At 40.3% G+C, this 14,847-nt stretch carries 12 protein-coding genes; 5 read left to right on the top strand and 7 right to left on the bottom strand.

The window, feature by feature from the left end:
• The first annotated feature begins 138 nt into the window (after positions 1-138).
• Positions 139-519, top strand: a complete 381-nt coding sequence (locus tag ADS77_RS17660; protein WP_054455600.1) for a hypothetical protein — start codon at positions 139-141, stop codon at positions 517-519.
• Positions 520-673: 154 nt separating this feature from the next.
• Here the strand turns inward: ADS77_RS17660 and ADS77_RS17655 are convergent, their stop codons facing one another.
• Both ADS77_RS17655 and ADS77_RS17650 read right to left on the bottom strand, forming a co-directional pair.
• The gene (locus ADS77_RS17655) at positions 674-1,306 is read right to left on the bottom strand and encodes an OmpA family protein (protein WP_054455598.1); all 633 of its coding nucleotides are present in this window, start codon (positions 1,304-1,306) and stop codon (positions 674-676) included.
• A 76-nt stretch (positions 1,307-1,382) separates the two neighbouring features.
• Positions 1,383-2,177, bottom strand: a complete 795-nt coding sequence (locus ADS77_RS17650; protein ID WP_231659096.1) for a substrate-binding periplasmic protein — start codon at positions 2,175-2,177, stop codon at positions 1,383-1,385.
• Positions 2,178-2,298: 121 nt separating this feature from the next.
• Between ADS77_RS17650 and chrA the strand changes: the two genes are divergently transcribed.
• On the top strand, positions 2,299-3,450 hold the full coding sequence (chrA, locus tag ADS77_RS17645) for a chromate efflux transporter (RefSeq protein WP_054455596.1): 1,152 nt from the start codon (positions 2,299-2,301) through the stop codon (positions 3,448-3,450).
• Here chrA and ADS77_RS17640 read toward each other — a convergent pair.
• The 3 genes from ADS77_RS17640 to speA form a co-directional block, all read right to left on the bottom strand.
• Positions 3,410-4,672 (bottom strand): mechanosensitive ion channel family protein, encoded by a 1,263-nt coding sequence (locus tag ADS77_RS17640; RefSeq protein WP_054206389.1) that lies wholly within the window; start codon positions 4,670-4,672, stop codon positions 3,410-3,412. The two genes, chrA and ADS77_RS17640, sit on opposite strands and share 41 nt — an antisense overlap.
• A 154-nt stretch (positions 4,673-4,826) precedes the next feature.
• On the bottom strand, positions 4,827-5,705 hold the full coding sequence (locus tag ADS77_RS17635) for an acyltransferase (RefSeq protein WP_054455594.1): 879 nt from the start codon (positions 5,703-5,705) through the stop codon (positions 4,827-4,829).
• 63 nt (positions 5,706-5,768) lie between these two features.
• Positions 5,769-7,646, bottom strand: coding sequence for a biosynthetic arginine decarboxylase (gene speA / locus ADS77_RS17630; RefSeq protein WP_054455592.1), 1,878 nt, complete (start codon positions 7,644-7,646; stop codon positions 5,769-5,771).
• A 205-nt stretch (positions 7,647-7,851) separates the two neighbouring features.
• Between speA and speE the strand changes: the two genes are divergently transcribed.
• Complete coding sequence (gene speE, locus ADS77_RS17625) at positions 7,852-8,715, top strand: polyamine aminopropyltransferase (RefSeq protein ID WP_054206386.1); 864 nt, start codon at positions 7,852-7,854, stop codon at positions 8,713-8,715.
• A 335-nt stretch (positions 8,716-9,050) separates the two neighbouring features.
• Here speE and ADS77_RS17620 read toward each other — a convergent pair whose 3' ends face one another.
• Both ADS77_RS17620 and ADS77_RS17615 read right to left on the bottom strand, forming a co-directional pair.
• Positions 9,051-10,280: a hypothetical protein gene (locus ADS77_RS17620; RefSeq protein WP_054206427.1), complete on the bottom strand. Its 1,230-nt coding sequence runs from the start codon at positions 10,278-10,280 to the stop codon at positions 9,051-9,053.
• Positions 10,270-10,893: a plastocyanin gene (locus ADS77_RS17615; RefSeq protein WP_054455590.1), complete on the bottom strand. Its 624-nt coding sequence runs from the start codon at positions 10,891-10,893 to the stop codon at positions 10,270-10,272. Before ADS77_RS17615 ends, ADS77_RS17620 begins: the two co-directional genes overlap by 11 nt.
• 182 nt (positions 10,894-11,075) lie before the next feature.
• Here ADS77_RS17615 and ADS77_RS17610 point away from each other — a divergent pair, with 182 nt between their 5' ends.
• Both ADS77_RS17610 and ADS77_RS17605 read left to right on the top strand, forming a co-directional pair.
• Positions 11,076-13,118, top strand: coding sequence for a glycoside hydrolase family 97 protein (locus ADS77_RS17610; protein ID WP_054455588.1), 2,043 nt, complete (start codon positions 11,076-11,078; stop codon positions 13,116-13,118).
• 256 nt (positions 13,119-13,374) lie between these two features.
• Positions 13,375-14,811 (top strand): hypothetical protein, encoded by a 1,437-nt coding sequence (locus tag ADS77_RS17605; RefSeq protein WP_054455586.1) that lies wholly within the window; start codon positions 13,375-13,377, stop codon positions 14,809-14,811.
• The last annotated feature ends 36 nt before the right edge of the window (positions 14,812-14,847 follow it).

Genomic DNA, 14,847 nt, shown 5'->3' with positions numbered 1-14,847 from the left:
ATGTGCCTGTCCCTAATTATTGCGATTGAATCAAAATATGAACTCCGCTATGGTTAAACCATCAAGAAAAATAAATTAAAAACGAGTTATTCTACAGGCTCGTTAGGTGCAAAATAAACTTATGCATTCGAGGCAACTATGGATAAATACAATCCTGAGCAACCAGTAAATTCTAAACATTGGTTAGCACTCGATGAAGCTATACGAATTGAACTGGTTCGTGATTTTCACTCAGAGTTAGGCCTTGAAATGGCTGATGATGCTTTAAGCTTACATTCAACAATCCATGTCCTAGTTGAAAATCAATTAGCTATGGGGGTTGAATTCATACCTGAAACTATTGCTAAACTTACAAGGCAAGGTTTGAATCGACATGAAGCAATCCATGCTATTGGTGCGCTAATTTCAGAAGATATCTTTGATGTTCTAAATGGAAATACAGAAGAGTTTTCTCAAAAAAAGTACAGAAGAAAACTTGAAAAAATCACAGCTAAAAGGTGGCTCAAAGGGCAGTATTAAAATTTGCACCTAATCGCGTAGCCACCGGTCTCTAACCTTCAGCCCCACACCACCCATCATGCGCTTTTTATTAACAGGAAGTGTAATGGGCGGTTCTTCTTCCGCAATGAATATTGATCCAAATAGCTTTCAGCTTTTAAGTTTCATCAGTAAATTAACTTTGTGTATTAGGTACTATTTGAATTTCGACGCGACGGTTTTGAGCTCGCCCGTTGGCGTTATCATTACCTGCTATAGGGCGCGTTTCTCCGTAGCCACGAGTACTGATACGTGCTGCTAAAATTTGTTGATTCACTAAATAGCCCTTAACGCTTTGCGCACGCTGCTGCGATAAGGTCATATTATAGCTATCTTTCCCTGTGCTGTCGGTGTGGCCTTCAATGCTTAAATATGTTTTTTCATATTTATTCATTACTTTAGCGATAGCGTCCAAAGTGTTGTGAAAGCCAGATGAAATATAAGATTGATCAGTGGCAAAGGTGATATTAGATGGCATAACTAAACGTAGATTATCACCTTCGCGAATAACCTCTACGCCAGAGCCTGCGAGCTCATCGCGAAAGGCCGCTTCTTGTTTATCCATATAATCACCAATCGCAGCACCCGCTAAAGCACCAATGGCAGCACCAATAAAAATACGTTTATCATCATGATCACCGGTGGCTTTGCCCAATACAGCTCCTGTTGCAGCACCAATTGCAGCGCCAGTTCCTGTTTTGGTGGTTTCACACCCTGTAAGTAATAGCGCTAACGCCGTGGCTGTTGCTAATGGTTTGATTATAGTCATGATGTATCCTGCCTATTAATTATTTCAATAACAGCAAGTATGCAAACACATCAATGAACAAACTATGAAGAAGGAGTTAATAAAAGCCCAGGGTTGGCTGTTCAATAGGAGGTAAGTTATAAGGTGCCACAAGATCAGTAAGCTCACCACTTTGCGCCAACAACTTCATATGATGCTCTATTTCGATGGCTAAAGGGGTATTTTTAAATTGACGACTTAATACAAAATAACCATATATAACATCATCATAACGATAAGACATTTTTTTTAATTTATTTATTGGTTGATTTAACACGCTCATAGAGTGTTCAGCGGTCTCCTCCACTGCCACAACCAAATCGACTCGGCCTTTTAAAAGCATATCTATTGCATTCTTTTCAGATAATGCTTCAATTTTTTCTAACTTTTTATCCTGATCAAAACGCTTAAAGTGAGCAGCACCACGCATTACCGCTACTTTTTTGCCATATAAATCACCGTAGTTTTGAACAGCTAACTCACTATCGTGACGACCGTAAAACACAAAAGAAGACGATAAAATCATATACGGGGGCATTAAAAAATGCATTTGAGTTTGACGCTCTACGGTACGGATGAGTCCGCCCATAGCATTTACCTCACCATCCTCAAGCATTTTTAAACAGCGAGGAAAAGGACAAGCAACTAACTCAATCTTAAAAGGGACCCGTGCTTGAATCGCCTCAGCAATATCAACTATTGCACCTGTTATATCACCCTCTTCACTTATCTGACTATATGGGGGAGCATGATCAACGGCTAACGATAGCCTTGGGATAGGGGCAGCCGATACCTTCATCAAAAATGATAAAGCGAATAACGACAGCAATAAAATTTTATCAATTAGGCGCATAACGACCAGTCAAAAGTGTAACTTATGACCATTGTACTAAGGTACAAACGATAAAGACCATATAAATGTCACAAAATTTTGTCATAATGCAATAGCGTATACCCAAAGGATCATAAATATCATGTTGTTAGCTATTTTTAAGCAGTTTTTTTTACTTGGCTGTATGAGTTTTGGTGGGCCTGCCGCCCACCTTGGCTACTTTAAACGTCACTTTGTTGATAATTTAAATTGGTTAGACAATCAACGTTACGCGCAATTGATCAGCTTAAGTCAAGCACTGCCGGGCCCAGGGTCTAGCCAAGTTGGTTTTGCTATTGGCGTAGAGCGCAGTGGTGTACTGGGTGGTATTGCTGCATTTATTGGCTTTACTTTGCCATCATTTCTAATCATGGTGCTATTGGCTATTAGCGCCCATCAATTTGATGCTATTTATTTTGCAATTATCGCAGGCTTAAAGTTGTTTGCAGTTGTAATTGTTGCCGATGCTATTGTTAGTATGGCAAAAAGCTTTTGTACTTGCTGGGCACTTAAAGCGCTTGCTGCGCTCAGCACCTTAGCCTTAATTTTACTACCCAATATGACAACGCAAATCGCAGTATTAGTTATTGCAGCAGTGATTGGCGCTATCTGGCCTCTACTAAATTTAGAAAAAAACACTGCCTCCTCTCCCACGACAAAAAGTGGTATAAACTGGGTTGCATTAGCTTTATTTACGTTGTTATTAATAATTAGCTTCATTCCTCTAGGGCAAGAGTTAGGGTTGTTTGCGCCATTTTATCAAGCTGGAGCATTAGTATTTGGCGGCGGGCATGTTGTGCTGCCTCTACTACAAACTGGCTTACCAAGTTTAGGCACTGAACAATTTTTAAGTGCGTATGCCAGTGCACAAGCCGTGCCAGGGCCTATGTTTACCATTGCCACCTATTTAGGCGCACAACTGACAGATACGCAACCTATCATTGGCGCACTCATAGCGACTGTATTGATTTTTTTACCTGGCTTACTGCTTATGCTCGCCTTTCAAAAAAGTTGGCTACAACTGGCACAGCGCCCGCGATTTGCCAGCAGTATAGCTGTACTTAACGCCGCTGTTGTTGGATTTTTAGCGGCAGCACTTTATTCGCCAATTTGGACTTCCGCGGTACATAACATATGGCACATTGCTCTTGTTATTGCTGCATTTGCATGGCTAAGAATGGCAAAGCCACCTATTTGGTGGCTACTGCTTGGGTTTATTGGCGTGGGTCTGCTTCAGTATTATTTACCACTTTAATTGTGGGTTTGATACTTGTAGGTGCACTTGCTGGGGGGCTAAACTGCCCCGTGACACTTTGATACGGGCGTAAATCAAATAGAGGGAGTACTGCAAGCAGATGATCCATAATTTCTGCTTGTAAATGCTCGTAAGATATCCAGCGCTTATCTTCACTAAAGCAATAAAACTCAATTGGCAGTCCATGATTCAGTGGCTGTAATTCACGCACCATAAGCGTTAATGCAGTATTAACTTTACTATGGCGCTTTAAATAACCTTCCGCGTAGCGTCGAAATAATCCCAAATTAGAAACCGGATCGGGTAAAGTACTTAATTTAATGTAATCTTTTAAAACAATTGATTGGCCAATCACTTTCTTCATTTCGTCATCAGCTAAACGAATACTGTTCATATCAATATTAAGTGAGCGCTTAATACGACGACCGCCAGATTCTTGCATCCCGCGCCAGTTTTTGAACGAACCGGCAACTAACATATAGGTCGGAATGGTGGTAATCGTGTTATCCCAGTTACGTACTTTTACAGTATTTAAACCCAGATCAATCACTTCACCATCAGCGCCATAGTTTTCAACTTGAATCCAATCCCCATAAGTTACTAAGCGATTAGCCGCAATTTGAATACTGGCAACAAAACCTAAAATGGTATCTTTAAAAACTAACAAAGTAACTGCGGCGATAGCACCAAAGCCTGAAAGAATATACGTTGGTGATTTCTCTAGTACGATACTGACGATTAAAATAGCGCAAATCATAAAGGTGATTAATTTAACAACTTGAATTAAGCCTTGAATTGGCACCTCTCGCGCAAACTCAAGTTGGTTATAAATACCACCAGCAATACTCACCAAACTACTAATAATAAAGCCCACATGGATAATTAAAATAGTCTGACCAATAGTTTTTAATACCTCTCCTGCAAGCTCACTAACCGGGTATACGCTATCAAACGTGGCTAAAAATAAAACACAGCACAACATACCAGCAAAGCGACGGTTGAGCTTGTTTAGCATCGGGGCTAGTACGCCAATTCGTTCAGGAGATAGCTTTGTTACTACTTTTTGAATACCCGGCAACATTAAACGACGAGTAAACAAGTACACCACTAGTAAGGAAAAAACACCTATGGATGTGGCAGTCAGTGAGCTAAACCACGTAGATTCTGGCATGCCTTCAAACCAAGGTTGAACTAGCTGCTGTAAATGAATTGGAGTCGTCATGGTAATTCAATTTCCTTGCTGCGTGCAGCTATATGAGCTGCATCCTAAATTGCGTTTATAGCGACTAACCTAATTATTAGTTAGCCACAGCTGATTGATATTATCTTGAAAGTACATTTATATTACTTATGCTAATTGCTATTCTGCTTATCGATTACTTTGATTGCTGCTCAAGCTGAGTAAGCTGTTGCTCTTTATCTTGCCACAAACGATTTAGCTCTGATTGAAAGCGTACTCTAAATTCATTATCACCCGTATAATCACCTATTAACTCTTCACTCACAGGCATTACTTCAACGTGAACATTGATGCTCTTTACCCGCCCGCTGGCAAAATCCACAAATGTTGGGATCCCATCAGGATACTGTATTGTTACATTCACAACTTTAGATATTTGATCTCCCATAGCCTGCATTACAAAAGCAATACCACCTGCTTTAGGCTTAAGCAAATGCGGAAATGGGCTATTTTGGCGCTGATGTTTTGCAGACGTATAACGCGTGCCTTCTACAAAATTAACAATGCTAACAGGCATCTCTTTAAATTTTTCGCAGGCTTTGCGGGTCGTTTCTAAATCTTTACCGCGCAGCTTTGGATTTTTCTTAAGCTGACTTTTACTGGTACGCGTCATAAATGGAAAATCTAAAGCCCACCACGCTAAACCTAAAATAGGCACGTAAATTAATTCTTTTTTCAAAAAGAAATTTAAAAATGGTATACGGCGATTCAGTAAACGCTGTAACACCAATATATCGACCCAGCTTTGGTGATTAGCGATAATTAAATACCAGTCTTTTAGTTTTACTTGTTCAAGACCTGTCACGTTTAACTTATAGGGCGTAAATACATTCTGAGTTAAAGAGTTACACGTAACCCACATACTCGCGCACTTCTTCGCCGCCCAACTCATTGCTTTTTGCAGTGCTTTAATTGGCAGTAATTTTATTAGGCCAAAGATAAAAATAGGTATAAACCAAATTACAGTATTTAAGGTGTACAATAAAATACTAAAAATACAACGGATCAAAGACATTACTACTTAATTCCTTTCATTAAAACTGCTCAACAACTCATTACACAACACTCAGTGGCGTAATTAATCTTCAAAATAAGTATACCCTTCAAGGCCGGCATTAAGCTCTGCTAAATACTGTTCTTTAACAGGATCACTGACATCAAGTTGCTGCACTGTATTGGCAAAGTTATCTGCTAAAATGGCGCTATCATAGTCAACAAACTTTAATACATCCTTAACGCTGTCGCCTTTAATCGCATTAGTAAGTTGATAACCTTGCTCTGTGAGTTCCACATGCACAGAGTCTGTATCGCCAAACAGGTTATGTAAATCACCTAAAATTTCTTGATACGCACCAACCATAAACATTGCAATATGATATTGCTGCCCTGGTATATACTGTGGGATAGGCAAGCTTGTTTCAATACCTGCACCTTCAACATATTCGCGAATTTGGCCATCAGAATCACAGGTAATATCTTGAATAATGGCACGTTGCGTTAATGGTTTATCAAGATTTTCAATCGGCATTACTGGAAATAATTGCTGAATTCCCCATACATCAGGTAACGATTGGAACAATGAGAAATTCACGAACAATTTATCCGCTAGTTTTTCGTTTAGATCATCAAGTACCTCACGGTGAGCGCGCGCATTGCTAAGCGATGCACGAACACGGTGTAATATTGTAAAGTACAATTGCTCAATTTTAGCCCATTCCAACATACTCACTAAGCCATGTACGTATTGATCATGAGCTTCGCTGAATAAATGCATTGCATCGTGATAAATTTCCAGCGCCATGCGTGGATTTAAGCGTTGTAAACACTGCCACATTTCATCTAGCACAAGCGCACTATTTGGTTGTGGCGCACTTGGGTTAATATGATTAGGTGCTTGTTCTACGTCAATTACGTCGGTGATCAACACCGCATGATGCGCCGTTAATGCGCGCCCAGATTCAGTGATAATTGCAGGGTGCGGCAAGTCATGCTGCTCACATACTTCAGCAAACGCATTCACTACATTACGCGCATATTCTTCAACGGTGTAATTCATAGAGCATGCACTACGAGAGCCTGAGCCTTCGTAGTCCACACCTAAGCCACCACCTACATCAACGGTATTTAATGGTACACCCAGTTGTGTTAATTCAGCAAAATGGCGTGAACACTCACGTAAAGCACGGTGGATATCTCGTATATTGGCAATTTGTGAACCTATATGAAAATGCACCATTTGCATTAAGTGTAATTTGTTATGCTGCTTAAGAACGTCAACGGCACTTAAAACTTGCCCTGCAGTTAAGCCAAACTTACCTTTTTCTCCGCCCGTGTTCTGCCATTTGCCTTTACCAACAGAATTTAAACGAATACGGATACCAATGGCAGGCTCAATATCTAAATCTTCTATTTCGGCTAACAATGTTGTTAGCTCTGAAAGCTTTTCAACCACAATTTTAACTTTATGGCCCATTGCTTGACCAATGCAGGCTAAACGTAAAAATTCACTGTCTTTGTAACCGTTACACACAATAGTAATCGGTGATTTTGCAACACCTAAAATCGCCATCAATTCGGGCTTTGAACCAGCCTCAAGACCAACAAGCCCACTTGGATGCGCCAGTAACTTGCTAACGACAGAGCGCTGCTGATTTACTTTTATCGGATATACACAGGTGTATTGACCTTGATAATCCCGCACATCACGCGCTTTACTAAAAGCGCTTGTGAGTGTATCAACACGATTTTGTAAAATATCAGTAAAGCGCACCAAAACAGGGAGAGTTAAACCCTGCCTTTTAAACTGCTCTGTTAATTCTGTAAGTGAAATCGCCGTTTTTGTTTGGTCGCCATCAGGAAAAGCCACCAGCTCACCTTGACTGTTAATATCAAAATAACCGTCACTCCAATGTGCAACATTATATGTAGCGCGTGCTGTGTCTAAACCCCAAGTCATGGCAAATTCTTCCAAGTGTTAACTAATGCATCTGTAATCGCGTATTTTAATACGTCAGTAGCCCCTACGCTAACAAAAATTGACCTTTAACCAAAGCACAGGTTAAATTATTCACAAGAACAGTAAAATTTCATTGAGCAAAACGCCAAGCACTGGCAGAATTGCCCCCTTTTTCGTCTTTAACTCAAAAAGTGTAATAGCAATCATGGCAAATTTAGATCAAAGTAACTGGTTTACCGAAATTAGTGAACGTGACGGCAGTGCGTTTTCTCTTCGCATCAATAAAAAGCTAGATGAAAAGCAATCGCCTTTTCAAAAAGTCGAAATGTACGAAACGACTGACTTTGGTAATCTAATGATTATTGATGGTTGTACTATGGTAAGTAGCCGCGAAAACTTTTTTTACCATGAAATGATCAGCCACCCTGCACTACTTGCTCATCCTAACCCTAAAAATGTAGTGATCATCGGCGGTGGTGACTGTGGTACTTTACGTGAAGCACTTAAACACCCAGATGTAGAATCGGTAACACAAATTGATATTGACGAAGTTGTGACACAAATGTCACTTAAATACTTTCCAGAGTTATGTGAAGCAAACCAAGACCCACGCGCAACAGTCATGTTTGATGATGGTATTAAATACATGCGAGAACTTGCTGCTGAGTCAATTGACGTAGTTATTGTTGATGGCACAGACCCTGTAGGCCCAGGCGAAGGACTATTTAACCATGCGTTCTACACTAGCTGCTTAAATGCTCTTCGCCCTGGTGGCATTATGGTGCAACAAAGTGAATCCCCTCTTATGCACATGCCATTACTTGTTGAAATGCGTGACGCAATGACTGAAGTGGGCTTTAAGGATTTGCAAACATTGCCATTCCCACAACCTATTTACCCAAGTGGTTTATGGTCTGTGACGCTTGCACGCAAAGGTGAAGCATTTGCAGGCTTTAGAGAAGATGCTGCCGCAGAGCTGGCGCAAAGTACGCAATACTACAATAACGGTATTCACCACGGCGCACTTGCAACCCCAAACTTTATGAAACGCGCTTTTGAGAAAAAGTAAGCAATAATATACCCAAGCCACCTCAAGATGTAGAATTCAGCGTTTCACAGGGGCTTAATATCAAGGCGTTACTTTGCAACAATGGCAGTCCCTTTTAAGAAGTAACAACGCAGAGAGTAAGTCCCTGTGAAACGCCCAACGGGTTGGTTTAAAAGCGATTTATACTGCGTTATTGATTTTAACAATAGAACCACTATTACTTGCAATCAATGCCTTGCCTAAATCGCTTTTAATTCCAACTGAAACTCGCATCTTGAGGTGGCTTGGGTATAAAGTAGCAAAAAAGGGTTCGTATGAACCCTTTTTTAATTTTTGACACCTAAAAAATGCTCACATCAAAAACGCCACTGTGCGTTAAGTAAAACTTGCTGCTGTGATATTCTTGATGCTATACCAATCGCTTGGCGGTTATCAGCTTGACTGCGCAAAGCCGAACCTTCAATTCCTAACTGCCACTGTGGTGTTAACTGGTAACGCCAAGTTGCTGTAATTCCTTCGCCATGGCTTGCATTTGGATCAAACGCCCAATCGTCTTTATCAGTCACTTTAAAATAATCATAACGAATAGATAATCTATGCTCTGCTATTTTATGACTTAGTAAAAAAAAGTGACTATAAAAACGGTTATCAACACCTCTATTTTTCCCCATCGCAGTACTGCCTGACATAGCCTGAGTTATCAAACGTGTTTTGGCCGTAAATTTATAAAGCCATGCAGCGCTTGAGAATCGGGTATCCCATGCATATTGCCCAGTACTGTAATTGATCGCGGCAGGATCACCGTTGTTATCGTAATAATAAAAACGAAATTGTGATTTTTTTAAATAATCCCAATGAATCCCTGTGTAATAACCATAACGGCCATCCACCTCTTCAAAAGGCAAAACCTGATTTGCTTGATGCTGTAATTGGGGTGTATTTAAAGAAGCCACTGGCGCAAATGCAACACCTTCGTTAAACGTTGTTTGGCGATCGTGCATGGCAAAACCACGCCACGCCAATAATGTGCCCGCAGGATCGTTACCTTTAAATGTAGCTCCTACAAATGCAAAGCTGTGGGCACTATTAAAGCTTCGCCCAGGGCGCTTAATGGTTGCTTCAACACCCACAGTGCGTACTTCTTCACCTATCCATGAATTTATGGCGGAGTTAGTGTAGTTATAAGGTGAGATCCACCCCATATCTGGATTCTCTAGTGACAATAAAGGGTAAAATCCACCTACGCGCACATGCCACTTATATTTACTTTTAGTTAGCGGCTTATATTGTAAATACGCTTGGCTAAAGCCTAAAGTAGGCTCAGGATCTTGGTAAGCATTAATCACTCCATGGGCTGACCAATCAGTACTCAAGTCTGCTCTAAAATCAATTAACCCTTGTGAAAGTAGCACGCCATCGTTTTCACTGTCATAGCGATAAAGCCCTACACCACCTTCTTGCCAACTCGATTGCGAATCGCCTTTTACAGCACTAACGTGTAATAGCCCTTTAATTTGCGCATTTACATTGGTGGCGCTTAATAAGCCAACTAAAGCGACAACACCTAGTGAGTTTTTAATAATCATCAAATTCATCTACACCAATTGCAACACGTGGTATTACTTTTTGCTTAAGTTGATAACGCAAATTTTTGTTCGAAACAGTCACCGCTTGTGACTCTGTTGAACTAATATCACTAAACCCCTCATGCCAAACATTGAGTGTGTATTCGCCTTGTGGAATGTTTAATGATAACCGCCCTTGCTCATCGGTTATGGCATAAAACGGGCTATCTACTACAACGATATAACCCAACATCCAGTCATGAATATTACAACCTAACTCCACCACACCCGTTTGTTCAAATGTAATAGGCGCCTGTGGTTGCTCACGATACAACTTGAGCTCAAACGATTTGCTTTTAGAAAATGAATACACATGGTGCATGATTGAATCCGCGTTCGGAAATTCAACCTGAGCGTTTTTAGGCACAACTAAAACATGTGGCGTAAACTGGCGTTCCTGTTGCTTCATCATAAAGGGGGCGTTTGGTAATTCATTATCTAGCATCGTCACTGATGACGTTAACCATACAACGGCATTAGGCAGCGGTTGCTGATTTTGATCATAAATTGTAATAGTGGCTGCATGGCTTTTGAATACCATAAAAATTAATGCAATTACGAGTACAAGCTTCATCGTCTTAAGATCTTATTATTTGATTTAATTCATTATAGACCTATTTTATGAGCAAAATGTTACTTAATTAAAATATTATTTAGTCTGTTTAATAGATTGAATACGTATGCAGTCATCTCGTAATCAAAGCCTCCGCGCTTTATGCTAACTGATTAAAATAGCGTTAACCTCAAGGATCAGTCATGCGATTACCTTTGCTACTTGTGCTTACACTTTCAAGTGCTTGCTTTGCTAAAGATACAACAATTCAATCCCCCAATGGGAAAATAAAAATAACGGTATCAGATACGCACTCCACACCAAGCTACAAAATCAGTTTTAACGATAAAGAAGTTATTCAAAACTCATCGCTTGGTTTTAATTTTAAACAACAGGCCTCTTTCGCTGAAGGCTTTAAAATCACTAAAACATCTAACAATCAAGTAAATAGTCAATGGCAGCAACCGTGGGGCGAGCGTCAAACCATTATAGATAAGCATAATGAGCTAACGGTTACCTTTAATAAACCTGCGCCGCACGGTGGCACTTACATAGTCCGCTTTAAGGCCTTTAATAGCGGGGTAGGATTTCGCTACGAAGTGCCCAAACAAACGGGTTTTGAGAGCATTGAAATCACTAAAGAGCTAACCGAGTTTGCAATTGCCAACGCCGATAAAGCAACCGCGTGGTGGATCCCTGCGCGTGGCTGGAACCGCTATGAATATGTTTATAACACCACACCATTGCAACAAGCTGGGCTTGTACATACCCCTTTTACTTTTAAAAATGCAGACGGTGTACATGTCAGTATTCACGAGGCGGCTTTAGTTGATTATGCAGGTATGGTGCTTAATCAACGTCGCCCGGGGACATTTCAGGCAGACCTAACCCCTTGGTCTGATGGTATTGCAGTTAAAAAACACGGTGCTTTTAATACCCCTTGGCGTACAATTCAAATCGGTGAAAAAGCCGTTGATTTGATTAATTCAGATATAATTTTAAACCTCAATGAACCTAACAAGCTCGGCGATGTTTCATGGGTTAAACCGGGTAAATATGTTGGTATTTGGTGGGGTATGCACATCAACGAAACAACGTGGGGTAGCGGTGAAAAACATGGCGCAACAACACAAAATACCAAGTATTACATGGATTTTGCTGCCAAATATGGTTTTGATGGCGTATTAGTTGAAGGCTGGAACATTGGCTGGGACGGAGACTGGTTTTTCAATGGTGACGTATTTAGTTTTACTAAACCTTATAATGATTTTGATATTGATGAACTAACTCGTTACGGCAAACAAAAAGGCGTTCAGCTAATTGGCCATCACGAAACATCTGGTAACGTCAGTAACTATCGCAACCAAATGAATGATGCCTACGCACTCTATGAAAAAGCGAACGTGAGCCAAGTAAAAACAGGCTATGTAGCTGATGGCGGCAATATAAAACGTATCGATGATAATGGCATTGCACGTCATGAGTGGCACGATGGTCAGTTTATGGTTAACGAATACCTTCATAGTGTAAAACTCGCAGCTAAACATAAAATCAGTATTAACACCCATGAGCCAATTAAAGACACAGGTCTGCGTCGTACTTACCCTAACTGGATAGCGCGCGAAGGAGCTCGCGGCCAAGAATTTAACGCATGGGGTACGCCACCTAATCCACCTGAACATATTCCTATGCTTACTTTTACACGTATGCTAGCTGGGCCAATGGATTTTACACCGGGTATTTTTGATATGGGCTTTAATGGTTTAGGCGCAGAAACTAACCGCCCACAAACCACGCTAGCGAAACAACTCGCTTTGTATGTCGTGATGTACAGCCCAATTCAAATGGCCGCAGATTTACCGCGCAACTATTTAGCAAAACCTGAGGCATTTCAATTTATTCAAGATGTACCAACCGACTGGCAACACAGTATTGCGCTTGCAGGTGAAGTTGGCGACTACATAGTGTTTGCACGAAAAGAACGTAAACGCGATGGTTATTCTGGTAACGACTGGTATTTAGGCGCTGTCACTGATGAACATGCCCGCACGGTTGATATTAAGCTCGACTTTTTGGATGGCGATAAAGTATTTGAAGCGCAAATATACCGCGATGGCAAAAACGCAGAATGGAAAAATAACCCATACGATATAAGAATTGAACAGCGTATTGTATCGGCTAAAGACACTATTTCATTAAAACTCGCCACCAGCGGCGGCACTGCAATTCGATTTAAAGCACTATAAACACGCCCAGCGCCAACCCGAGTCGGTTGGCGCATTAAGCAATTAATTAAGCTATAAAACAAAACTTCTTCGCATCAACTTTCATCACATTTATTAATTTAACTAATTGAAATTTAAACTACTTAAAACTGCTGCAATACTTTGTAATAGATTTATTCCTGCGCGTAACCTATCTTTGTTCACAGTCATTTCATTAACATAATAGCAACACCGTCATTTCTCCTAGAAATTTACTACACAATCAAGGAATATGAGCATGGAACCTGTATTAAGAAATATTCACTCAGTTATTAAAACACCCATAGTACTTGCGCTCACTTTCGCAAGTTTTACGGCACTTAGCACCAATGAGAACACACCATCACACGCCCAATACACCACGTCATCATCAGCGTGTGTTGCAAAAAAAGAATGGTTTAAATCTCCCGTAGTCCCACCAAAAGAAGGTAAAGATAGTCATTTTGCATTTGTGAATAACGAAGATAAATCAAGCAATTGTGATTTTCATCAGTGGTCATGGCAAAAGTTTTTATATCTAACCCAAGTAGATAAAAAAACAAACGATCTGGTTATGTTTGGTGATAACTACCGACAAGTAAATAATGAAATGATGCCTTATTTTGAGCCTTGGAATGACCTACTCAATCCCACCGGTTTTGAATTAAGTTCTCAATTGATCCTCGAGGACACAACGCAAGCAGGCAGTAGCCATGGCAAAATTTTTACTAAGTATGGTAATCAACCTGCTTATTATTCAATTCATATAAACCGTGAATTTATTCAATCTGCAGCTAAAAACCCGATCACTAGCGGTGATGAGTTTGCAGTGGGATCCGTTGAAATAAAGGCAGCATGGCTTGCCACAGATCAATTACGCGCCCTTTATACAGATAAAGAAATACACGCTAACTTTTACACCCGTAAAGCAATGATCAAAGCGGATAGTAAAACAATCAGCAATACCGAAGTTGCTTTAATAGGCATGCATGTTGTTGGCGTAGTTGAGAACCATCCTGAATTTATTTGGGCTACCTTTGAGCATCATACGTCAGCACCTGATTATTACGGCTCTCCTGGTACATTTAAAAAAGTAACAACGCCTTATGAAAAAAATAAAATCGTTAGTAGTGATGATAAATTTATTTTTTACAGAAAAAATACCACCGCAGGTAATGCAAATCTAAGTTACCCCGCAGAACAAACCACCACAAACACGTTTCGTTTATACCAATTTGGCGTACCTAATGGCGCGCCTTATACAAACGTTGCATCGTCAGATCAGCAAACTAGAGACGCCGAAAACTTTAATAACATTCAAGTACTCAATAATAGCGTTAAACAAGGCCTAACTAAGCATGACTCTCGTTGGCAACATTATTTTTATGCTGGAAGTGTGTGGTTAAGTACTCAAGGTTACAAATTTAATGAAGGGATCAGTGGAAATATTGTCCCACCCAATGCAAACGATAAATTACGAGGTTCGCTCGCGCTTGCCAACATAACCATGGAAACCTATACGCAAACCTATGGCGATCCAAATCAAAATAAAAGCTACTCGACTAATAACTGCTTTGCTTGTCATGCAACCAGTAAGGGTGAGTCAACGATGGAAGTAAGCCATATATTTAAGAACTTTCAAAAGTTACGTAGCAGTCACAGGCAAATCAATGCTGGCTCTACACATCAACGTTAATAATTTATTTGAATAGCTTAAAAAAGGAATGCTGTA

It is taken from the genome of Pseudoalteromonas porphyrae (genome assembly GCF_001298125.1).
GTDB classification, from domain to species: Bacteria; Pseudomonadota; Gammaproteobacteria; order Enterobacterales; family Alteromonadaceae; genus Pseudoalteromonas; species Pseudoalteromonas neustonica.
This window is presented reverse-complemented; position numbering and strand designations above follow the sequence as displayed.

Bases quoted from the DNA above. Each gene is read 5' to 3' on its own strand.
- ADS77_RS17660 (WP_054455600.1), top strand. From the start codon at position 139: ATGGATAAATACAATCCTGAGCAACCAGTAAATTCTAAACATTGGTTA.
- ADS77_RS17655 (WP_054455598.1), bottom strand. From the start codon at position 1,306: ATGACTATAATCAAACCATTAGCAACAGCCACGGCGTTAGCGCTATTA.
- ADS77_RS17650 (WP_231659096.1), bottom strand. From the start codon at position 2,177: ATGCGCCTAATTGATAAAATTTTATTGCTGTCGTTATTCGCTTTATCA.
- chrA (WP_054455596.1), top strand. From the start codon at position 2,299: ATGTTGTTAGCTATTTTTAAGCAGTTTTTTTTACTTGGCTGTATGAGT.
- ADS77_RS17640 (WP_054206389.1), bottom strand. From the start codon at position 4,672: ATGACGACTCCAATTCATTTACAGCAGCTAGTTCAACCTTGGTTTGAA.
- ADS77_RS17635 (WP_054455594.1), bottom strand. From the start codon at position 5,705: ATGTCTTTGATCCGTTGTATTTTTAGTATTTTATTGTACACCTTAAAT.
- speA (WP_054455592.1), bottom strand. From the start codon at position 7,646: ATGACTTGGGGTTTAGACACAGCACGCGCTACATATAATGTTGCACAT.
- speE (WP_054206386.1), top strand. From the start codon at position 7,852: ATGGCAAATTTAGATCAAAGTAACTGGTTTACCGAAATTAGTGAACGT.
- ADS77_RS17620 (WP_054206427.1), bottom strand. From the start codon at position 10,280: ATGATTATTAAAAACTCACTAGGTGTTGTCGCTTTAGTTGGCTTATTA.
- ADS77_RS17615 (WP_054455590.1), bottom strand. From the start codon at position 10,893: ATGAAGCTTGTACTCGTAATTGCATTAATTTTTATGGTATTCAAAAGC.
- ADS77_RS17610 (WP_054455588.1), top strand. From the start codon at position 11,076: ATGCGATTACCTTTGCTACTTGTGCTTACACTTTCAAGTGCTTGCTTT.
- ADS77_RS17605 (WP_054455586.1), top strand. From the start codon at position 13,375: ATGGAACCTGTATTAAGAAATATTCACTCAGTTATTAAAACACCCATA.